21 protein-coding genes and 1 pseudogene are annotated in these 19,979 nt (G+C 71.9%); 15 read left to right on the forward strand and 7 right to left on the reverse strand.

The window, feature by feature from the left end; all coding sequences use genetic code 11:
* Positions 1-32 precede the first annotated feature (32 nt).
* Both ACLBX8_RS20525 and ACLBX8_RS20530 read left to right on the forward strand, forming a co-directional pair.
* Positions 33-500 carry a molybdenum cofactor biosynthesis protein MoaE gene (locus tag ACLBX8_RS20525; protein WP_331298884.1) on the forward strand — a complete coding sequence of 156 codons (468 nt, stop codon included), beginning with the start codon at positions 33-35 and terminating at the stop codon, positions 498-500.
* A gap of 209 nt (positions 501-709) precedes the next feature.
* Entirely contained in the window at positions 710-1,855 is a 1,146-nt protein-coding gene (locus ACLBX8_RS20530) for an AI-2E family transporter (protein ID WP_447715675.1), read from the forward strand.
* 42 nt (positions 1,856-1,897) lie between these two features.
* Here ACLBX8_RS20530 and ACLBX8_RS20535 read toward each other — a convergent pair whose 3' ends face one another.
* Positions 1,898-3,130: an amidase gene (locus ACLBX8_RS20535; RefSeq protein ID WP_447715676.1), complete on the reverse strand. Its 1,233-nt coding sequence runs from the start codon at positions 3,128-3,130 to the stop codon at positions 1,898-1,900.
* Between the two features lie 111 nt (positions 3,131-3,241).
* Here ACLBX8_RS20535 and ACLBX8_RS20540 point away from each other — a divergent pair, with 111 nt between their 5' ends.
* From ACLBX8_RS20540 to ACLBX8_RS20560, 5 genes are all read left to right on the forward strand, one after another.
* On the forward strand, positions 3,242-4,234 hold the full coding sequence (locus ACLBX8_RS20540; protein ID WP_447715677.1) for an extensin family protein: 993 nt from the start codon (positions 3,242-3,244) through the stop codon (positions 4,232-4,234).
* A 185-nt stretch (positions 4,235-4,419) separates the two neighbouring features.
* Positions 4,420-4,881 carry a hypothetical protein gene (locus ACLBX8_RS20545; RefSeq protein ID WP_020094218.1) on the forward strand — a complete coding sequence of 154 codons (462 nt, stop codon included), beginning with the start codon at positions 4,420-4,422 and terminating at the stop codon, positions 4,879-4,881.
* 2 nt (positions 4,882-4,883) lie between these two features.
* Positions 4,884-5,546: a ribonuclease T2 family protein gene (locus tag ACLBX8_RS20550; RefSeq protein ID WP_447715678.1), complete on the forward strand. Its 663-nt coding sequence runs from the start codon at positions 4,884-4,886 to the stop codon at positions 5,544-5,546.
* Between the two features lie 66 nt (positions 5,547-5,612).
* On the forward strand, positions 5,613-6,461 hold the full coding sequence (locus ACLBX8_RS20555) for a 23S rRNA (adenine(2030)-N(6))-methyltransferase RlmJ (protein WP_447715679.1): 849 nt from the start codon (positions 5,613-5,615) through the stop codon (positions 6,459-6,461).
* Positions 6,462-6,684: 223 nt separating this feature from the next.
* A complete protein-coding gene (locus ACLBX8_RS20560) occupies positions 6,685-7,962 on the forward strand; it encodes a porin (RefSeq protein WP_020094215.1) in 1,278 nt (425 codons plus the stop codon).
* A 108-nt stretch (positions 7,963-8,070) separates the two neighbouring features.
* On the opposite strand, the gene ACLBX8_RS20565 is transcribed toward ACLBX8_RS20560, so the two are convergent.
* Entirely contained in the window at positions 8,071-8,610 is a 540-nt protein-coding gene (locus ACLBX8_RS20565) for a GNAT family N-acetyltransferase (protein ID WP_447699681.1), read from the reverse strand.
* A 191-nt stretch (positions 8,611-8,801) separates the two neighbouring features.
* On the opposite strand from ACLBX8_RS20565, the gene ACLBX8_RS20570 reads away from it, so the two are divergent.
* The gene (locus ACLBX8_RS20570; protein WP_447715680.1) at positions 8,802-10,307 is read left to right on the forward strand and encodes a peptidoglycan DD-metalloendopeptidase family protein; all 1,506 of its coding nucleotides are present in this window, start codon (positions 8,802-8,804) and stop codon (positions 10,305-10,307) included.
* A gap of 137 nt (positions 10,308-10,444) precedes the next feature.
* Here ACLBX8_RS20570 and ACLBX8_RS20575 read toward each other — a convergent pair.
* Positions 10,445-10,798: pseudogene (locus ACLBX8_RS20575) on the reverse strand (YidB family protein); the annotation flags it as partial.
* 151 nt (positions 10,799-10,949) lie between these two features.
* Between ACLBX8_RS20575 and ACLBX8_RS20580 the strand changes: the two are divergent.
* Positions 10,950-11,207: a hypothetical protein gene (locus ACLBX8_RS20580; protein WP_447682049.1), complete on the forward strand. Its 258-nt coding sequence runs from the start codon at positions 10,950-10,952 to the stop codon at positions 11,205-11,207.
* A gap of 9 nt (positions 11,208-11,216) precedes the next feature.
* Here ACLBX8_RS20580 and ACLBX8_RS20585 read toward each other — a convergent pair whose 3' ends face one another.
* Positions 11,217-11,609 carry a YidB family protein gene (locus ACLBX8_RS20585; RefSeq protein ID WP_447682050.1) on the reverse strand — a complete coding sequence of 131 codons (393 nt, stop codon included), beginning with the start codon at positions 11,607-11,609 and terminating at the stop codon, positions 11,217-11,219.
* A gap of 126 nt (positions 11,610-11,735) precedes the next feature.
* On the opposite strand from ACLBX8_RS20585, the gene ACLBX8_RS20590 reads away from it, so the two are divergent.
* The 6 genes from ACLBX8_RS20590 (at position 11,736) to ACLBX8_RS20615 (ending at position 17,095) form a co-directional block, all read left to right on the forward strand.
* Positions 11,736-12,617, forward strand: coding sequence for an alpha/beta fold hydrolase (locus tag ACLBX8_RS20590; protein WP_447682051.1), 882 nt, complete (start codon positions 11,736-11,738; stop codon positions 12,615-12,617).
* Positions 12,618-12,748: 131 nt separating this feature from the next.
* On the forward strand, positions 12,749-13,081 hold the full coding sequence (gene yajC / locus ACLBX8_RS20595) for a preprotein translocase subunit YajC (protein ID WP_020094208.1): 333 nt from the start codon (positions 12,749-12,751) through the stop codon (positions 13,079-13,081).
* A gap of 55 nt (positions 13,082-13,136) precedes the next feature.
* On the forward strand, positions 13,137-14,741 hold the full coding sequence (gene secD / locus ACLBX8_RS20600; protein WP_020094207.1) for a protein translocase subunit SecD: 1,605 nt from the start codon (positions 13,137-13,139) through the stop codon (positions 14,739-14,741).
* 122 nt (positions 14,742-14,863) lie between these two features.
* A complete protein-coding gene (secF, locus tag ACLBX8_RS20605; protein ID WP_012319245.1) occupies positions 14,864-15,805 on the forward strand; it encodes a protein translocase subunit SecF in 942 nt (313 codons plus the stop codon).
* Between the two features lie 13 nt (positions 15,806-15,818).
* A complete protein-coding gene (locus ACLBX8_RS20610) occupies positions 15,819-16,217 on the forward strand; it encodes an Mth938-like domain-containing protein (protein ID WP_056533929.1) in 399 nt (132 codons plus the stop codon).
* On the forward strand, positions 16,217-17,095 hold the full coding sequence (locus ACLBX8_RS20615; protein ID WP_331298895.1) for a phytoene/squalene synthase family protein: 879 nt from the start codon (positions 16,217-16,219) through the stop codon (positions 17,093-17,095). Before ACLBX8_RS20610 ends, ACLBX8_RS20615 begins: the two co-directional genes overlap by 1 nt.
* 103 nt (positions 17,096-17,198) lie before the next feature.
* On the opposite strand, the gene ACLBX8_RS20620 is transcribed toward ACLBX8_RS20615, so the two are convergent.
* The 3 genes from ACLBX8_RS20620 to serS all read right to left on the reverse strand — a co-directional run bounded on the left by ACLBX8_RS20620 (position 17,199) and on the right by serS (position 19,968).
* Positions 17,199-17,795, reverse strand: coding sequence for a protein-L-isoaspartate O-methyltransferase family protein (locus ACLBX8_RS20620; protein ID WP_447699700.1), 597 nt, complete (start codon positions 17,793-17,795; stop codon positions 17,199-17,201).
* Positions 17,796-17,857: 62 nt separating this feature from the next.
* A complete protein-coding gene (gene surE / locus ACLBX8_RS20625) occupies positions 17,858-18,622 on the reverse strand; it encodes a 5'/3'-nucleotidase SurE (protein ID WP_447699676.1) in 765 nt (254 codons plus the stop codon).
* Positions 18,622-19,968 (reverse strand): serine--tRNA ligase, encoded by a 1,347-nt coding sequence (serS, locus tag ACLBX8_RS20630; protein WP_447699675.1) that lies wholly within the window; start codon positions 19,966-19,968, stop codon positions 18,622-18,624. Before serS ends, surE begins: the two co-directional genes overlap by 1 nt.
* Positions 19,969-19,979 lie beyond the last annotated feature (11 nt).

Below are 19,979 nucleotides of genomic sequence, written 5' to 3' on the forward strand. Positions count from 1 at the left end.
CCGTGAAGCCGGGGACTCCTATGGATCGGGCCATGAGCGCCCCCGTCCCGTGCGTCGGCATCCAGGCCGAGCCCTTCGACACCGCGGCCGAGATCGCCGGCCTGAGCGCCGCGCTGGGCGGCCGGGCCGGCGCCGTCGTGACCTTCACCGGCCTGTGCCGCGACGAGGGCGGGCGGCTGACCGCCCTCGAGCTGGAGCACTACCCCGGCATGGCCGAGGCCGAGATCCGGCGCGTCGCCGACGAGGCGATGGCGCGCTGGCCGCTCCAGGCCCTGCGGGTGATCCACCGGCACGGCCTGGTCCGTCCGGGCGACGGCATCGTGTTGGTAGTCACCGCCGCCAGCCACCGGGTCGCGGCGTTCGAGGCCGCGGATTTCCTGATGGACTACCTCAAGACCCGCGCCCCGTTCTGGAAGCGGGAGCACCTCGCCGACGGCACGACCGGCGGCTGGGTCGAGGCGGCGGCCCACGACGAGGCCGCGGCCGGCCGCTGGGCCTGATGGCCGTGCCCGGGGTCGCGCTCAGGCTGCCCTAGGGCGCTCGACGATCGGTGCGGCTCCCGGCTCCCGACGGCCGGAGCCTGCGGTCCGGCGACGTGCGCGGCCGACGCGCGGACGCGCATCCCCACTCCGGATTGCACAGAAGCCGGCCGGCGGACTTGACCCCTGACAGCCCGCGGCGTTCGTGAGCCCGCGGTTTAGGAGCGACGATGTCGGACAGCAGCCTTCAGGAACTGGACGGTCCCGTCGGGCCCTGGCGCGGGGCCGCACCGCTCGCGGCCTCCGGGATCGCCGTCGTGTGCTTCGTGGCGGCGCTGGCCCTGGCCTGGATGTCGGCCGGCACGCTCCTGCTCATCTTCGCCGGGGTGCTCCTCGGCGTATTCCTCGACGGCCTGACCCGCGGGCTCGGGCGCGTCCTGCCGCTCCCGCGCGGCTTGCGGCTGTCCCTCGCCAGCGTCGCGGTCGCGGTCGCGGTGATCGGCTTCGGGAGCTACGGCGGCGCCACCATCGTCCAGCAGGGCCGGGACCTCGGGACGACGATCAAGGATCAGGCCGGAACCGTCACGGGCTGGCTGTCGGAGCGCGGCATCGACGTGCCGAGCCTCGCACCGCAGGGCGGTGGCAAGGACGGCTCGACGGATGCGGGCCAGCGTGAGGGGGGGCTCGGCGGCCTCGCGAACGGACTCCTGAAGGGCAGCAGCTCGATCGTCTCGGATGCCGGCAGCGTCCTCGGACCGGCCGCGGCCGTGATCCTCGGCCTGTTCGACGCCCTCGGCAACCTCTTGGTGATCGCCTTCCTGGGTCTCGCCTTCGCGGCCGACCCGAAGGCCTACCGGGACGGCGTGGTCCGGTTCGTGCCGCCGGCGAAGCGCTGGCGCGCCAGCCAGGTCCTCGACGGGGCCGGCGAGACCCTCCGCCACTGGCTGTTCGGCCAGCTGATCATCATGGCGGTGATCTTCCTGTGCACCTGGGCGGGCCTCGCCTTCCTGGGTATCGGCGGCGCGCTGATCCTCGGCCTGCAGGCGGGCCTGCTCGCCTTCGTGCCCACGGTCGGGCCGCTGGTGGCGGGCCTCGTCATCGTCCTGGCCGCCCTGGCCTCGGGCACGAAGGCGGTGATCGGCGCGATCGGCGTCTATCTCGCGGTCCAGTGCCTGGAGAGCTACGGCCTGACGCCGTTCATCCAGAAGCGGGCGCTCGACATCCCGCCGGCCACGATCTTCGCCGGCCAGCTGATCCTGGGCGTGATCTTCGGGCTCTGGGGCATCGCCCTCGCCCTGCCGCTGATGGCGGTGATCAAGGTCCTGCTGGAGCAGCTCTACGTGGAGGACACGCTCCACGAGCAGCCGAGCAGCTGAGCGCCCCGGGCGCCCGCGCCGTCGACGGGCGCGGGCGGCCGGTCAGCCGCGCAGCGCGGCCTCGATCATCCGGGCGACCGCCAGGGCCCGGCCGTCGTCGCCGAAACGGCCGATCACCTGGACGCCCACCGGCAGGCGGTGGCCGGGCACCGGCACGTTCACGCAGGGCACGCCCATCAGCGTCCACAGCTGGTTGAAGCGCGGGTCGCCCGTCGAGACCAGGGTGGCGGGCGCCGGGCCCGGCGCCGAGAAGGTCAGGATCGCGTCGTAATCGGCGAAGAGGCCCTTCAGCACCCGGCGGGCGTGATGGCCGTGGCGGCGCCCGTCATCGTACTGGGCCGGGCTGATCGTCGCCCCGTCATCGAGATGGGCGCGGGTGCGCGGCGGCAGCGCGTCGGCCTGCGTGTCGTACTCCCAGGCCAGCGCCAGCCGACCCTCGTAGTTCTGGATGAGGCGGTGGCGTTCCCAGGCCTGCGCCAGCTCGGTCGGCAGGGCGAGGTCGCTCACCCGCGCCCCGGACCGCTCGGCCGCCTGCCGGGCGCGGGTGAGCGCCGCCTCGGCCTCCGGCTCGGGGGCGCCGGCGAAATCCTGCCGCACCACGGCGATGCGCGGCGCCGAGCCCCCCTCCGCCCGCTCGATCTCCGGCCGCCCGGTGACGAGCGCGAGGGCGTGGGCGACGTCCGCGACCCCGGCGGCGAACAGCCCGACCGTGTCGAGGGCCCACGAGTAGGTCTTCACGCCGACCGTGGGGATCAGCCGGAACGACGGCTTCACCGCCGCGCAGCCGCAGAAGCTCGCGGGCCGGATCACCGAGCCCGCCGTCTGCGTGCCCAGGGCCAGCGGCAGCATCCCGGCGCCGACGGCGGCGGCCGAGCCCGCCGAGGAGCCCCCCGGCGTGTGGCCGGGATCGTGCGGGTTGACCGTCTCGGTCGGATCGCTGCTGGCGAAGGCCGTGGTGGTGGTCTTGGCGAGGGCGACGGCACCGAGCTGCTTCAGCCGGCTCACGACCGCGGCGTCGCCCCGGGGCTTCCAGCCCGCGTAGATCGGCGAGCCCATCTGGGTCGGCAGGCCCGCGCTGTCGATGATGTCCTTCACGCCGACCGCGATGCCGGCGAGCGGCCCGGCCTCGGGGATCGCCGGCGCCGCGTCGAGGGTGACCAGTGCGCGCAGGTCCGGCTCCCGCGCGGCGATCGCGGCGCGGCACAGGTCGATCGCGCCCGCGGGCGTCAGGGTGCCGGCTTCGATGCGGGCGCGGAGGTCGAGAAGCGAGAGCATAATGCATTCAGTCCGCGGTCCGCGGCGCTGTCAACCGAGACGCCACAGCCGACGGCATTCCCGAAACGCCGTTGACGAACGCTTTACGCGACCGTGCGCATCGTCCGGGTCATGTGGCGTGGCGTATCCCTGTTCTCGGCCCTTGCGCTGTTCGGTGCGGGCCTCACCGCGTGCTCGATCAATCATTTCGAGCGACGTGAACCGTGGCGCGATCAGGCGGAGCAGGTCTGCCTGGCCAAGAAGCTCGTCGAGCCCTCGGAGTACATCACGCCCATCGCGGCGATGGATGGCCCGGGGCCGTGCGGCATGCAGCAGCCCTTCCGGGTGACGCGGCTCGGCGGCGGCTCCGTCCTGCTGAAGCAGCGGATGACGCTGGGCTGCCCGGCGCTGGCCGAGGCCGAGGCGTGGCTCGCCGACACGATCCAGCCGGCCGCCAACCTCTACTTCGGCGTGCCGGTGGCCGAGATCAACGCCGGCTCCTATTCCTGCCGCGGCCGCAACAACCAGCCTGGCGCCAAGCTCTCCGAGCACGGTTTCGGGAACGCGATCGACGTCATGTCGATCAAGCTCGCCGACGGCCACGTGATCACCGTCAAGGGCGGCTGGCGCGGCACGGAGGCCGAGCAGGGCTTCCTGCGCGAGATCTTCCTGGGCGCCTGCCAGCGCTTCACCACCGTGCTGGCGCCCGGCTCGAACGTGTTCCACTACGATCACATCCACGTCGATCTCGCACGGCACGACCCGCGCGGTCTGCGCCGGATCTGCAAGCCGCTGATCAAGTTCACGCCGCAGCTCGGCACCGGGGCTGAGCGGCCGCTGAGCCGCCCGATCCCGCCGCAGCGCCAGCCCGCCGGCCCTCAGGCGCCGGTGGACGTCGAGGAGGACGATCCCTACGGCGTGTCGCCGATGTCGAAGGCCGGGAGCGCGACCCAGGTCGCCCGTGCGCCCGCCCGGCCCCTCGACCGTCCGGCCGCGGCCTCGGCCTACACCGCGACGGCGCCCGTGCGGCCGGCACCGCGGGTCGCCGCCCACGACGAGCCCGCGCAGGAGTACGACGAGCCGCTGCAACTCGGCGCGCCGCCGAGCGCGGAGCCGATCTACTGAGAGACGGGCGCGACCCGCGGCACCCTCGCCGGGCGCCGCTCCCGCGCCGCACCCCAAGCGGGACTGTAGCGGCCGCGCCGCACAGGCCGGCAAAGCGCCGGGGCGGGACTGCCGGAGCTTGACTGGCGGCGCGGCGAAGCCATCGTTCGCGGATGCAGGATCGCACATCCGTCGAGGCACGCGCCATGCGCCCGGTTCTTCACGGCTTCGCCCTCGGGCTGGCCCTTCTCGCCCTGGCCCAGCCGGCGCTCGCCCGGTCGGCCCGGGAGGACATCGAGCCCGCCGAGGAGCGGATCTTCCCGTTCGACGCGCAGATCCCGGGCTGCCAGGACCCGTCGGTGCTGGAGCGGGTCTCGACCAACTTCGCCGAGAAGGAGGCGAAGTTCTGGAACTCGTCGATGACGATCCTGTCCTTCGACACGATCGAGCGCACCGCGTGGCGGCCCTGGGGCCTCGACACCTATCCGCGCCGGTTCTGCACCGCGACCGTGACCACCTCCGACGGGGTCCGCCGCAAGGTCGACTACTCGGTGCGCGAGAGCCTCGGGATCATCGGCGCGACCTGGGGCGTCGAGTTCTGCATCCACGGCCTCGACCGCGACCTCTCCTACGCCTACGCCACGGCCTGCCGGATGGCGCGTCCCTGACCATGCGCGGGCGCGCCGCCGGCCTCGCGGGCCTGCTCCTCGCCGGGTCGGCCGCCGCCCAGGATTACGGCGGCTTCGCCCGGCGCGGCGCGCCCGGCGACTTCGACTTCTACGTCCTCGCCCTGTCGTGGTCGCCGACCTACTGCGCGGGGCCGGGCGCCCGCCGGGACGACGTCCAGTGCGCCCCCGGACGCGGCCTGGGCTTCGTCGTCCACGGCCTGTGGCCGCAATACGCGAGCGGGTACCCGCAGAACTGCTCGGCGGTGAACCGCGCCCCGACCCGGCAGGCCATGGAGGTCGCCGGGCAGGTCTACCCGAGCGAGGGCCTCGCGCGGTACGAGTGGCGCAAGCACGGCACCTGCTCGGGTCTCGATCCCGCCGCCTATTTCGCGGCCGCCCGCACGGCGCGGCTCGCGGTGACCATCCCCGACGGGCTCAAGGGCGGCTCCCCGCCGCAGACCCTCGCGCCGATCGAGATCGCCCGGCAGTTCGTGGCGGCCAATCGCGGCCTGCGCCCCGACATGATGGCGGTCACCTGCACCCGCGGGCAGCTGCAGGAGGTCCGGATCTGCTTCGGCAAGGACCTGCGCGGCTTCACCCCCTGTCCCGAGGTTGCCCGCGGCAATTGCCGGGCGCCCGAGGTGAGCCTCGACGCCGCGCGCTGAGTTTTTTCCGCCTTTCGCACGCCGGCCCCTGGACCCGGCGCCCGGGATCGGCTTCAGCGCGCTGCCATGAACTATCGGCACGCCTTCCACGCCGGCAACCACGCCGACGTCCTCAAGCACCTCGTCCTGGCGCGGGTGCTCGACCACCTGCGCCTCAAGGACAAGCCGTTCCGGGCGCTGGACGCCTTCGCGGGCCTCGGCGTCTACGATCTCGAGGCCGACGAGGCGGCCCGGACCGGAGAGTGGCGGGACGGCTGGGGCCGGATGGCGGCGCCCTTCGCGCCGGAGGTGGAAGCGCTGCTGGAGCCCTACCGGGCCGCGGTGGCGGCGGTGCGCGCTCGACACGGCACCACCGCCTATCCGGGCTCGCCGGCCGTGATCCGCGAGGCGCTCCGTCCCGGCGACAAGGGCGTGTTCGTCGAGCTGCACCCGGCGGACGCCGCGACCCTGCAGGACCGCTACGCCCGCGATCCCCGCACCAAGGTGATGAACCTCGACGGCTGGACCGCGATCAACGCGCAGATCCCGCCGCCGGAGCGGCGCGGCCTCGTGCTGATCGACCCGCCCTACGAGGTGCCCGGCGAGATCGAGCGCCTCGGCGCCCATCTCGCCCGCGCGGTGGCGAAATGGCCGACCGGCCTGTTCCTGGCCTGGTACCCGATCAAGGACGTCGCGGCCCTCGACCGGATGGTCCGCGATCTCGGGGCCGCCCTGCCCCGCCCCGCGCTGCGCCTCGACCTGCTGATCGACCGGCCGGACGACCCGACGCGGCTGACCGGCAGCGGCCTGATCGTCGTCAACCCGCCCTGGCGCCTCGCCGATGAGGCGATGCTGTTCCTGCCGGCGCTCGCAGAACGTCTGGCCCGGCAGGACTTCGGAGGATTTCGCTGCGATCCGATCGGCCCGGCCGCCTGACTCGGTAGAATTGGGGCGCCGCGCGGAAGACCTCCGGGCCTGCGCGGAAGGAAAGGGCCGGGGTTCCGATACAATTGTGGCGGCAAAGTCACATTTCCGCATCGAACGTGATCAGCGATACGGAACTGCCCAAAAATTATGCAACTGCTCTATGTTTGATTTTGTGTCAATCGCACCGCGATGTCAGCTTGGCCGTCGACGAACCCGAACGAGCTGCGACACCATGCTGAAGCGATCCACCCTGGCCGGACTGGCCACCGTGCTGCTGTCCTCGACCAGCATCCTCGCGGCCGACCTGTCGGCCCCGGCGCCGGTTCCGGTCGCGCCCCCCGCCGAGCCCTGCAAGGCCACGCTCCTCGGCCCGGCCTACGGCGGCGTGATCAAGGCCAACCCGAATCCGAGCTGCTTCTCGGCCGGACCGCTCGGCGACCTCTACGTGGGCGGCGCCATCACCGGCTACGGCTACACCCAGTCGAACCCGTTCGCGTCGTTCTCGACCCCGGCGGCGCCCAACGACCGCGACCGCGCGGCCCGGTTCGACTTCTCGAACGTGCAGGGCATCATCCAGAAGCCCGAGGGCGCGTTCCAGTTCTACATCCAGGCCGGCGGCTACTCGATCCCGCAGCTCGGCTTCCCCACCCTCAGCACCTTCACCCAGACCGACCTCCTGTTCGGCCCGGTCCCGGTCGCCTACGGCAAGATCCAGATCAACGATGAATGGTCGGTCCAGGGCGGCCGGATGTTCACCATGATCGGCACCGAGCTGCTGTTCACCTACCAGAACCTGAACATCAACCGCGGCCTCCTGTTCGTGCAGGAGAACTTCATCAACCAGGGCGTGCAGGTCAACTACAGCAGCGGGCCGCTCTCGGTGTCGGTCGCCGGCACGGACGGGTTCTTCTCCAACGAGATCTCGTGGTTCACCGGCAACGTCGCCTACAAGCTCGACGACTACAACACGATCGGCGTCAACGGCGGTCTGAACCTCGGCCGGACCAACGCCCTCGACCGCAGCCCGCGCTACCAGTTCGCGACGCCGAACCTCCAGCAGAACAGCGGCATCTTCAACATCAACTACACTTACGCGAACGGCCCGTGGATCATCTCGCCGTACTTCCAGTTCACCAACGTCGAGCGTGACCTGCGCGTCGGCATCGCCAACTCGGCATCGACCTACGGTGGGGCGCTGCTGGCGGCCTACTCCTTCACCGACAACTTCGCCCTGGCCGGCCGCGTCGAGTACACCGAGCAGACGGGCGTCCGCGGGTCGGGCGGCACCAACCTGCTGGGCTTCGGCGCCGGCAGCAACGCCTTCTCGGTGACGGTCACGCCGACCTTCACCTTCGACCGCTACTTCTTCCGGGTGGAGTACGCCCACGTCGAACTCGGCGGGATCACCCGCGGCAACCTCGCGGAGGGCACGCTCGGCACCGGCTTCGGCCGCACCGGAAACCGCACCTCGCAGGACCGCTACATGGTCGAGACCGGCATCACCTTCTGATCGGACCGTCCGGTCCGCTTCAGGAAACGGGTCGTCCTCGAGCCCCCGGCCTCCGGTCCGGGGGCTTTCTCGTGGCCGCGCACGTCGGTGCCGGCCCGATCCCGGGCGTCAGTCCCGCCTGAGCAGGCGCCGGCCCGGCCGATGGCCCTCCTCGCCGGTGTCGCGGAAGCCGAGCTTCTCCAGAAGGCCCCAGGAGGCGACGTTGGCGGGGCGGCACTCCGCCACGACGACGCGCGCCGGGAAGCGCCCGCCGAGGAGCCCGAGGATCGCCGAGACGGCCTCGTAGGCGTAGCCGCGCCCGCGGGCGGCGCCGCCGACCCAGTACCCGATCTCGATCGTGCCGGCGCCGCGCAGATGCGTGCCGAAGACGCCGACGAGCGCGCGCCCGGGCGGATCGGGCGCGCCGTCCCGCGTCCAGGCGCCGAGGAAGCAGTCCCGGCCCCGGGCGCAGCTGCGAATCAGATCCTCGGCATCCTGCAGGGTGAACGGCGTCGGCAGGAAATCCACCGCCGCGGTGATGGCCGGATCGTCGGTGAGCGCGCGGACGGCCGGCGCGTCGGCAGGCCGGAGGGCGGCGATCGCGAGGCGCGCCGTCTCGAGCGCGGGCAGGTCGGCCAGGGTGTCGCGCGCGCTGCGGATGGTAAACATGGATGCGATGTGGGGTGCCGGCCGGTTACGAAAAGGGACGATCCCGCGAGCGGGAATCATCCTGTGGGCCGCGCGAAAACCTTGCACCTACCTTCGCTCCAGGGTCGCAGACCGTCGGAACGGGAACGGTTGCTTAACCTGAATCCGTCTTCATTGGCGCATCAGGTTGCGTCAGGCAAACGGGTGCGTCGATGCGGGTGCGCGGTACGGGTCAGATGTTGCGGACGCTGTCGCGCGTCGCGCTCATCGGCATCATCGGCGGTGCGGCTGCCGCCTGTTCGTCGGACGCGTCGCGTCTGACGAACCCGTTCTCGAACCCGTTCGACTCGGAACCCTCCGCGACCGGCAGCCTGCCGGACGGGAGCCTCAAGTCTGTCCCGCCGGTTCGGACGGGCCGCATCCAGTCGGAGGCGCTGGGCGCGCCAGCCGCCGCGCGGCCGGCCGCCGCCGCGACGCCGGTCCAGACCAACGCCGCCCCCCCCGCGACCCGCGTCGCATCGACCGGCAAGGTCGGCTGGAGCGCCGAGGGCGGCACCCAGATCACCGTGTCGCGCAACGACAGCCTGAACCAGATGTCGACCCGCTTCGGCGTGCCCGCTTCGGCGATCCTGGCCGCCAACGGCCTGAGCAACGCGAACCAGATCACGCCCGGGCGCCAGATCGTGATCCCGGTCTACAACGCCTCCGGGCTGAACCCCGCCGCGTCCCCGATGACGGCCCGGCCGGCCCGGGCCGCCGAGGAGAAGCGCGAGGACGCCAAGCAGGTCGAGAACAAGATCGCGACCAAGCGCGAGGAGGCCAAGGAGGCCGCCAAGGAGGCCGCCCAGAAGCTGGCCGAGGCGAAGGCCGCCAAGGAGGCCGCGCAGAAGGCCGCCGCCGCCGAGAAGGAGGCGGAGCGCAAGGAGGCGCTCGCCCGCGACGCCGCCGCCCGCAAGGTCGCCGACGCCAAGACCCGCAAGGACGTTGCCCTGAAGGAGGGCGAGAAGCCGAAGCACGTGCGCCCGGGACAGGTCGCCAAGGCGGACGAGAAGAAGGCCGACGAGAAGAAGGCGGATCCGAAGGCCGAGGCCAAGGCGAAGGCCGAGGCGAAGGCTCAGGAGGCCAAGGCCGAGGCGAAGGCCGCCGCGAAGGCGGAGGCCGCCCAGAAGCTGGCCGAGGCGAAGGCCGCCAAGGAAGCTGCCCAGAAGGCCGCCAAGGAGGCTGCCAAGGAGGCTGCCGCCGCCGAGAAGGTCGAGAAGGTCGCCGCCAAGGAGGCGCCGAAGGCGGCCCCGGTCGCTGCCGCGCCGGCCAAGCCCGAGCCCGCCGCCACCGGCTCCGTGGCCGAGGCGACGGAGAACTTCCGCTGGCCCGCCAAGGGCCGGGTGATCTCCGGCTACGGCACCTCCGGAAACGAGGGCATCAACATCGCCGTGCCGGAGGGTACTCCGGTCAAGGCCGCCGAGGAGGGCACGGTCGCCTATGCCGGCTCCGACGTGAAGGGCTACGGCAAGCTGGTCCTCGTGCGCCACGCCAACGGCTACGTCTCGGCCTACGCCCATAACGGCGAGATCGACGTGAAGCCCGGCGAGAAGGTCAAGCGCGGCCAGACAATCGCGAAGTCCGGCGCCTCCGGAAACGTGACCTCGCCGCAGCTGCACTTCGAGATCCGCAAGGGCGGCGCGCCCGTGGATCCGATGTCCCAGCTCGCCAGCAACTGAGACGGACCGCGCGGGGCCGAGGCCGGCCCGCGCGGGACCGAACGAGACGGCAAGATGCGGCGGCGGTCCCGGACGGGGCCGCCGTTTCGCGTCGTCCGCCGTCCGGCCGCCCCGACTCGCGACCCGCGCCGGCTGTCCTAAGTCTTCGGCGCCTGCAGCGTCCCCTCGGGGCTGTGACGGTCGACGGTCTCGGGCAGAGCCTGCGCCAGGGTCGGGAACAGCTGGTCTATCGGAACGCCGAGCTTCTCCGCCATCTGGCGCACCTGCTCGTTGTCGAGGACCTTGCGCAGATCCTCGGCTGTGATCGGCTCGTTCGGGCCGCGGCCGAGCCAGGAATTGACCTGGCTCTCGTAGCCGGAGCGCCGGAGCTGATCGAGCAGCGCGTTCAGTCCGCCGGGCAGCACCTGCTGGATCACGCCCGGCAGTGCCTTCAGCGCGATCTGCCCCAGCGAGCCGCCGAGAGTGTTGAGCAGACTCATGTGGACCCCCGTCGAATGGTCAGTGGCGCGAGTCTAGAGCAATCTCCGCGAAGCGGGAGAGGCCGGTGGTCCGCGACGCGCCGGTGTGAACCGCAATTTAGTCGACAGCGGCCGGCCTCTGGCCCGGAATGCCGTCCGGGACATCGGTCCGCGGTCGGCTCTCATGAAATCCCTGGCGCTGTCATGTGTGCTCGCGCTCGCGTCCGTCTCCGCGGCGTCGTCGGACGCGGAGACGGCGCGCCCGGCCCAGGAGCGCCCGCTGGCGGATGCCGTCTTCGTTCGGCCGCTCTACGGGACGTACCGCCATTGCGGCGGCTCCTGCCTGAAGAGCGGCGAACTGTCGTGGTTCTGCTTCGCCAGGCAGAGCTGCCACCTGAGCTGCGCGACCGCGCCGCCGCAGATGAAGTGCGCCGCCCCGTGAGGTGGGCGATCAGCGGACCTGGGTGCTGAAATTCGGCTGCGGCTTCAGCGTGCCGTTCTCGCTCTGGTCGGCGACCGCCGCGGGCAGGAACTCCGCCAGCACCGTGGGGACGCGCCCCTCCGGAACGCCGAGATCGTAGGCGAGGCGCTCGGTCACGCCCTGCGGCAGGCAGGCCGCGATGGCGCTCTCCGGCACCGACTGCCGCGCGCCCGAGCCGAGCCAGGATGCCACCGCCTCCCCGTGCCCGGTCTCCCGCAGGCGGTCGAGGAAGGCCGGGAGGCCGCCGGGATAGAACTTCGCCAGCGACAAGGCGAGCTTGCCGCTGCCGGTCTCCTCGAGGGCCCGGTCGGCCGCCGCAACCACATCGCCGATCAGGGTCTTCGCACCGTCGAGCAGGCCCATGGTTCTCCACCGTCGCGCTTCTTCGTCGCAGGGTGAAGTCGGGCGCGAACCGGCGACGGCAAGCGCGTGCGGCAATTGCGCGGCGAACCGGCTAGGATCCCGGCATCGCGAACCCGGGAGCCATCGATGAAGCGCGTGCGGGCCGGCGTCCTGGAGGTCGCCTATCTCGAGTTCGGTCCGGCCGGCGGGCCGACGGCGGTGCTGCTCCACGGCTTCCCCTACGACGTCCACGCCTGCGCGGCCGCGGCCGCGCGGCTCGCCGCCGACGGCGTGCGCTGTCTCGTGCCGTACTTGCGCGGCTACGGGCCGACGCGCTTCCTGGATGCCGCCACGCCGCGCTCCGGCGAGCAGGCGGCGCTCGGGGCCGACCTGCTCGCCTTCCTCGACGCCCTCGGCGTCGGGAGCGCCGTGCTCGCCGGCTACGATTGGGGCGGCCGGGCCGCCTGCGTGGTGGCGGCGCTCTGGCCGGGCCGGGCCCGGGGCCTCGTCAGCTGCGGCGTCGGCTACAACATCCAGAACATCCCGGCCGCCGGGCGCCCGGCCGCGCCGGAGACCGAGCACCGCCTCTGGTACCAGTACTATCTCCACGGCGAGCGCGGCCGCGCCGGCCTCGCGGAGAACCGGGACGCCTTCTGCCGCCTGCTGTGGCAGCTCTGGTCGCCGACCTGGGCCTTCGACGCGGAGACTTTCGCGCGGACCGCCCGCGCCTTCGACAATCCCGACTTCGTCGACGTGGTGGTGCATTCCTACCGACACCGCTTCGGCCTCGTTCCGAGCGATCCGGCGCTGGTGGCGATCGAGGGGCGGCTGGCGGCCCAGCCGGCGATCGCCGTGCCGTCGATCGTCCTGCTCGGCGGCGATGACGGCGTCGGGCCGCCGACCGCCACGGATACCGACGCCCGCCGTTTCACCGGCCCGTACCGGCGTGAGATCGTCGCGGGGGTCGGCCACAACTTTCCCCAGGAGGCGCCGGACGCCTTCGCGGCGGCGATACGCGCCCTGCTATGAGCGCGCCGCCGATGCCCGGCGGTTCGGCGTTGCTTTCGGGAAGCCCCTGGCTATAGTCCGCGCGCTTTTCGACAGGTCTGCGGGCGCCACATCCGGCGGCAGGCCTGCGCGCCATTCGCAGGAGACGCTCGTTGATCACCCCCGCCTTCGCGCAAGGGGCCGGTGCGGCCGCTGGCGGAGCGGAGATCGCCTTTCAGGTGGTCCCGTTCGTCCTGATCTTCGTGATCATGTACTTCCTGATCCTGCGACCGCAGCAGAAGCGGGTCAAGGACCACCAAGCGCTGCTCAAGTCCGTGCGCCGGGACGACACGGTCGTCACCAACGGCGGCCTCGTCGGCCGCGTGACCAAGGCTTCGGACGACCAGGCCGAGATCGAGGTCGAGATCGCCCCGAACGTGCGCGTGCGGGTGGTCCGGTCGATGATCTCCGAGGTCCGCGCCAAGGGCACGGTGAAGGCCGCCTGATTCCCGGTTGACCCGGCCGGCGCCGCGCGCCGGCCCAAAAGAGAAAAAACGGCCGATGCTGCGCTTCTCCCGTGCGAAGATCATCGCGACACTGGGCCTGATCCTGGTGGGGCTGATGCTCGCCGTGCCGAGCTTCTTCTCGCCCGAGCAGCGCAAGAGCTTCGTCGCCAGCCTGCCCCCCTGGTTCCCCAGCTGGGTGGTGCCGACGCGCGCGATCGTGCTCGGCCTCGACCTGCAGGGCGGCTCGCAGCTCCTGCTCGAGGTGGACCAGAACGAGCTGATCGCCTCGCAGGCGAAGGCCCTGCGCGACGACGTGCGCCGCGTGCTCCAGCAGGAGAACGTCCGCGCCGACGGCGGCATCGGCCTGCTGCCGCGCGGCGTGCAGGTGAAGATCGACGACGCCGCCGCCCGGGCCAAGGTCCTGCCGAAGCTCCAGGAGCTGTCGCAGCCGATCACCACCTCGATCGGCCAGACGGCGGCCCGCACCCTCGACATCGCCGAGCAGCCGGGCGGGGTGATCCGCCTGACCCTCACCGATGCCGGCATCACCGACCGCACCCGCCGGGCCGTGAGCCAGGGCATCGAGGTCATCCGGCGCCGCCTCGACTCGACCGGAACCACCGAGCCTTCGATCCAGCAGCAGGGCGCGGACCGGATCCTGATCCAAGTGCCCGGCGAGCAGAACCCGGAGCGGCTCGAGAAGCTGCTCGGCTCCACCGCCAAGCTCGAGTTCCGCATGCTCGCCGACAGCCCCTCGGGCGACGTCGACATGCTGCCCTCCAAGGACGAGAAGGGCGCCAAGGTCCCGGTGGAGCGCCGGGTCATGGCCGACGGCGGCGAGCTGACCGACGCGCAGCCGTCCTTCGACCAGCAGTCCCACGAGCCGATGGTGAGCTTCAAGTTCAACCTGCGCGGCGCGCAGCGCTTCGGACAGGCGACCTCGGAGAATATCGGCCGGCGCATGGCGATCGTGCTCGACAACGAGGTCGTGTCGGCCCCGGTGATCCGCTCGGCGATCACCGGCGGCTCGGGTCAGATCACCGGCAACTTCACCGTGCAGCAGGCCAACGATCTGGCGGTCCTGCTGCGCGCCGGCGCGCTGCCCGCGAAGTTCACCGTGGTCGAGCGCCGCGTCGTCGGCCCGGGCCTCGGCCGCGACTCCATCGAGGCCGGCAAGCTCGCGACCCTGGTGGCGGCGGCCCTCGTCGTGACCTTCATGTTCGCGACCTACGGGACCTTCGGCTTCATCGCCAACATCGCCCTCATCGTCCACGTCGGGCTGATCCTCGGCCTGATGTCGGTGCTGGAGGCGACCATGACGCTCCCGGGCATCGCCGGCATCGTGCTCACCATCGGCACGGCGGTGGATTCGAACGTGCTGATCTACGAGCGCATGCGCGAGGAGCAGCGGGCCGGCCGCTCGCTGATCTCGGCGCTGCAGGCGGGCTTCGACCGGGCCTTCGCCACCATCATCGACTCGAACTCGACCATGGCGATCGCCGCCCTGATCCTGTTCTTCCTCGGCTCGGGCCCGGTGAAGGGCTTCGCCGTGGTCTTCATCCTCGGCATCCTCACCACGGTCATCACCGCGGTGACGCTGACCCGGATGATGATCGCGGTGTGGTACAATACGTTCCGGCCGAAGACCCTGCCGTTCTGATTAGTCTGGGAGGCCATCGAGGGAGCGCGGGCGGCGCGACGTGACCCCCCTGTCCCGCACGGGAGAGGGGACCCGCGCCTCGACCGTCCTCCATCGCGATGTCCGCGAATAGAGTACCGACCATGCGCCTGCTCCGCCTCTGGCCCGATGAATCGCATTTCGACTTCATGCGATTCCGGCGCTTCACCTTCCCGCTCTCGGCGGTGCTGTCGCTCGCGACCGTGGCGCTGTTCCTGACGATCGGGCTGAATTTCGGCATCGACTTCAAGGGCGGCACCCTGGTGGAGCTGCAGGCGAAATCCGGCACCGCGGACGTGGCGTCGATCCGGCACACGGCCGCGGGCTTCGGCTTCGGCGAGCCGGAGGTGCAGGAACTCGGCAACCAGGGCACCGTGCTGGTCCGCCTGCCGCTCCAGCCCGGCGAGCAGGGCCAGACCGCGGTGATGAACAAGGCGCACGCCGCCTTCGACAAGGATTACGATTTCCGCCGCACCGAGACCGTCGGTCCGCGCGTCTCCGGCGAGCTCGTCCAGTCCGGCACGCTCGGCGTCGTGCTCTCCGTCGTGGCGGTGCTGCTCTACCTCTGGTTCCGGTTCGAGCGGGAGCTGGCGCTCGGCGCCATCGTGGGCACCCTCCACGACATCGTGCTGACCGTCGGCGTCTTCATCATCAGCCGCATCGAGTTCAACATGACCTCGATCGCCGCGATCCTGACGATCGTCGGTTACTCGCTGAACGAGACCGTGGTGGTGTTCGACCGGACCCGCGAGCTCATGCGCCGGTACAAGACCATTCCGACCGTCGACCTGCTCAACCTGTCCATCAACTCGACCATGTCGCGCACGGTGATGACGTCGATCTCGTCGGCGCTGTCGCTGCTGGCGCTGGTGCTGTTCGGCGGCGAGGCGATCAAGGGCTTCGCCGTGGTGATGCTCTGCGGCGTCCTGATCTGCACCTACTCGGCGATCTTCGTCTCGACGCCGGTGTTGATCTATCTGGGCCTGATGCTCTCGGGCGCCCGCGCGGCCTCGGAGCGGTCCGGCGTCCCGCAACCGGCGGAGTAGTCCCTTTTCCCAGATGGCCGATCAGCCAAGTCCGAAGAATTTCGACTCCGGCTTCGTGCCGGGGCGGCACATCATCGACACCTACGGCAACGGCGGCTTCCGCTTCGCCGGGATGTCGCATCGCGGCTCGATCCTGCTGCTGCCCTCCGGGGTCCGCGCCTGGGACGTGACGGAGCCGCGGGCCATCGACCGCACGGCCCTGCGCCCGGTCCAGGCCGAGGCCGGCGGCATCGAGCTGCTGCTCGTCGGGACCGGCCTCGACATCGCGGCGATCGATCCCGCGCTCCGGGGCTGGCTGAAGGATCTCGGCGTAGGCCTCGACGTGATGCAGACCGGCGCCGCCGCCCGGACCTACAACATCCTGGTGGCCGAGAACCGCAAGGTCGCCGCCGCGCTGATCGCGGTGGCCTGATGCCGGAGGTCGACGGCCAGACCGCCGAGACAGGGCTCGCCTTCGCGCAGTCCCACTGCGAGGGCCTCGTGCGGGCCGGCGACCCGGACCGCTACTACGCGACCCTGTTCGCCCCGGCCGCCGCCCGCCCGCACCTCTTCGCCCTCTACGCCTTCTCGTTGACCATCGCGCGGGTGCGCGAGGCCGTCTCGAACCCGATGGCCGGCGAGATCCGCCTGCAATGGTGGCGCGACGCCCTGCAGGGCGAGGCGCGCGGCGACGTGCGCGCCAACCCGGTGGCGGCGGCCCTGGAGGAGGCGATCCGGGTGAACCGCCTCGGGCGCCAGCCCTTCGTCGACCTGATCGACGCCCGCGTCTTCGACCTCTACGAGGATCCGATGCCCCGGGTGAACGACCTGGAGGGCTATTGCGGCGAGACCGCCTCGGCGCTGTTCCGGCTGGCGAGCCTCGTGATCGGCAACGGCACCGAACCGGGCGGCGCGGGCGCGGCCGGCCATGCCGGCGTGGCGTACGGCATCACCGGGCTCCTGCGCGCTCTGCCCTGGCACGCCCGCGCGGGGCAAGTCTACCTGCCGGCCGACATCCTCGGCCGCTACGGCGTCACCCGCGAGGATATCGTCACGGGCCGCGGCGGTCCGGGCCTGCGCCGGGCCTGCGCCGACCTTCGCGCCCTCGCCCGGCAGCACCTGAAGGCCTTCGAGGCGGCCCGCCCGACCATCGCGCCCTCGGCGGGCGCCGCCTTCCTGCCCACGGCCCTGGTGGAGCCCTACCTCGCCGCCATGGAGCGGGCCTCCTACGACCCGCTCAACACGCCCGTCGAGCTGCCGCGCTGGCGCCGGCTGTGGCGGCTGTGGTGGGCGGCGCGGCGGGTGGGCTAGCCGCCACTCCGGTGCCTTCGCCAGCGCCGCGAGGCGATCCAGCGGCGCCACGCCTGCGGAGGGCGCGCGGCCCCGCGTCGCCGCGCGCGATGACGGAGGTCTGTCAGAGCACCTGCGCCAGTCCCGGCACCAGGGCTGCCAGGCGCACCGGCGCGCCGAGTTCCGGCACGGCCTCCGGCGTCGCCAGCACCGCCACCCGGCAGCCGCCGTCGCCGCGCAGGCCCGTCACCAGCCGTCCGCCCGGTTCCAGGGCCGCGCGCCAGTGCGATGGGATCGCGGGAACGCTGCCGTGGACGAGGATCCGGTCGAAGCCGCCGTCCGGCAGGTCCGGGGCCAGCCCGTCCGCCCGGACGACGTGCACCTCGGACAGGGCCGCGAGCCGCCGCGTCGCCGCCCCGGCCAGCGATGTGTAGCGCTCCAGGCTGAGCACCGCCCCGGCGCCCAGCTGGGCGAGCAGCGCGGTCACGTAGCCCGAGCCGGTGCCGATCTCCAGGACGCGCTGGCCGGGCTCCAGCCGCAGCTGCGCCAGCATCAGCGCCACCGTCGACGGCGCCGTCATCGAGGCGCCGCAGGACAGCGGCAGCGCGATGTCGCGCCGCGCGTGCTCCCGATGCGGCGGCGGCGCGAAGGTGTCTCGCGGGACCTGCTCCATGGCCCGCAGCACCGCGGTGTCCCGCAGGCCGCGACCCCGGAGCGCCATCACGAAGGCCGCGTTGCCGGCAGCCTCCTCCAGGCTTCCCAGATCGATCGACGTCCTTTCGATCACTCGGCGAAGGCCTGCGCGAAGCGCGTCAGCGTCGGCTCGTCGGTGAGGTCGAGGCGCAGGGGCGTCACCGAGATCCGCTTCTCGGCGATGGCCTTGAGATCCGAGCCGTGGCCCGGCTCGAACCGGGCCTTGGCGAAGGCCAGCCAGAAATACGGGTTGCCGCGCCCGTCGACACGCGCGTCGATCGACAGCAGCGCCTGGTTGCGGAAGCCTTGCGCCGCCACCGCGACGCCCTGCACCTCGGCCGGTTCGCAGTCCGGGAAGTTCACATTGATCAGGATGCCGGGCTCGATCCCGGTCTCCAGGATCTTCCGGACGACCTTCGCGCCGTGCGTCCGGGCGCAGTCCCACTTGAGCGCGCCGCGCCCGCCCGCACCGTAGGCCTGGCTCATGGCGATGGAGCGGATGCCGAGGATCGTCCCCTCCATGGCGGCCGCGATCGTGCCCGAATAGGTCACGTCCTCGGCGACGTTCTGGCCGCGGTTGACTCCCGACAGGACGAGGTCAGGCCCGTGATCGCCCAGGATGTGGCGCACGCCCAGGATCACGCAGTCCGACGGCGTGCCCTTCACGGCGAAGCGCTGCTCCGAGACCTGCCGCAGCCGCAGCGGGTCGTTGAGCGAGAGCGAGTGCGACACGCCGGACTGGTCGCTCTCCGGCGCCACGACCCAGACGTCGTCCGAGAGCTCCCGGGCGATCTCCTCCAGGGTTGCGAGCCCCGGCGCGTGGATGCCGTCGTCGTTGGTGACCAGGATGCGCATCAGCGGGTGCCCTCGATCCGGTTGAGCCCGCCCATGTAGGGGTGGAGCACCGACGGGAGCGTGATGCTCCCGTCCGGGTTCTGGTAGTTCTCCATCACGGCGATGAGCGCGCGGCCGACCGCGACGCCCGAGCCGTTGAGGGTGTGGACATAGGCCGGCTTGCCGTCCTTGCCCCGGTAGCGGGCGTTCATCCGCCGCGCCTGGAAGTCGCCGCAGACCGAGCAGGACGAGATCTCGCGGTGGGTGCGCTGGCCCGGCACCCAGACCTCGATGTCGTAGGTCTTCTGGCTGGCGAAGCCCATGTCGCCGGTGCAGAGCGTCATCACCCGGTAGGGCAGATCCAGCTTCTTCAGGACCGCCTCGGCGCTGGTCAGCATCCGCTCGTGCTCGTTGGCGGATTCCTCCGGCGTCGTGATCGAGACCAGCTCGACCTTGCTGAACTGGTGCTGGCGCAGCATGCCGCGGGTGTCGCGCCCCGCCGCCCCGGCCTCGGCCCGGAAGCAGGGCGTCAGCGCGGTGAAGCGCAGGGGCAGCTCCTCCTCGCGCAGGATCGCCTCGCGCACGAGGTTCGTCAGCGGCACCTCGGCGGTGGGCACGAGCCAGAAATGCTCGTCGCTGACCGGCGCGGCATCCGCGCCCGCCTGCCCCTGCAGCGACCTGACGTAATCGAGGCCCTTGAAGACCGAGAACTGGTCGTCCTCGAACTTCGGCAGCTGCGCGGTGCCGAACATGGCGGCGTCGCGCACCAGCACCGGCGGCGCCACCTCCAGGTAGCCGTGCTCCTGCGTGTGCAGGTCGAGCATGAACTGACCGAGCGCCCGCTCCAGCCGCGCGAGCTGGCCCTTCAGCACCACGAAGCGCGAGCCGGACAGCTTGGCCGCCGCCTCGAAATCCATCAGGCCCGCGGCCTCGCCGAGCTCGAAATGCTCTTTGCCCTCGGTCAGCCGCTCGCGGGTCGCGGCGTGGCTGCGGTAGAGGACGTTGCCGTGCTCGTCCGCGCCCTCGGGGACGTCGGGGCTCGGCCGGTTCGGGATCGCGGCGAGGCGGTCTGCCAGGGTCCTGTCGGCCGCGTCCTGCGCCGCCTTCAGCTGCGGCTCGGCGCCCTTCAGGGCCGCGACCTCGGCCATCAGGGCGGCGGCGCGCTCCTCGTCCTTGGCCTTCTTGGCGCCGCCGATCTCCTTGGCCAGCGCGTTGCGCCGCTCCTGGTTGGCCTGCGCGGCCGAGACCGACGATTTCCGCGCCTCGTCGAGGGCGATCAGCTCGGCCGAGAGCGGCGCGAGGCCCCGGCGCTGGAGGTCGCGGTCGAAGGCGTCCGGGTTCTCCCGGATGGCGCGGATGTCGTGCATCGAGTCGGCTC

The sequence above is a fragment of the Methylobacterium sp. D48H genome, from assembly GCF_053345715.1.